At 65.4% G+C, this 540-nt stretch carries 1 pseudogene; it reads right to left on the reverse strand.

What is annotated here, in order from left to right:
- A pseudogene (locus tag GPA25_RS23685) lies at nt 1-540 on the reverse strand (RND family transporter); the annotation flags it as partial.

Genomic DNA, 540 nt, shown 5'->3' on the forward strand with positions numbered 1-540 from the left:
CCTGCTCGACGCTTTGCTCGACGCTTTGCTCGAATTTGGCGCGGATGTTGTCCTCGAGCGTGCGCGACAGCGCCCGGTAGTCGATCGGCGCGCCCGTGGCGGGATCCTTGTCGAGCAGCGGCACGAAGATCATGCTCGACTTGAAGTCGTTGCCGACGAAGCGCCCGACGATGCCCGAGCGCGCGATGTTGAGCTTCAGCTGCTCGGTCGCCCGCGGCGAGCCGTCGTAGGAGTCCGGCATCACCGGCCCGCCCTGGAAGCCCTCCTCGGTGACCTCGGTCCAGCGCACCGACGGGGCCCACAGCGACTTCACCCACGCGCGGTCGACCCCGGGGGTGAGGATCAGCTCGTCGTTGATCTTCTTCAGCGTCTCCTGGTAGGCGGGGTCGAAGATGTCACCGTCGGGGGTGGCAACCACCACGCGCAGCACGTTGCCCAGGCCACGCAGCTCATTGCGATTGTCCAGATAGTTCTGGATGTAGGGCTGGCTCTGCGGCAGCATGCTTTCGAAACTGGCATTCAGATGCAGTTTCGCGGCGG

The organism is Aromatoleum diolicum (assembly GCF_012910955.1).
GTDB classification, from domain to species: domain Bacteria; phylum Pseudomonadota; class Gammaproteobacteria; order Burkholderiales; family Rhodocyclaceae; genus Aromatoleum; species Aromatoleum diolicum.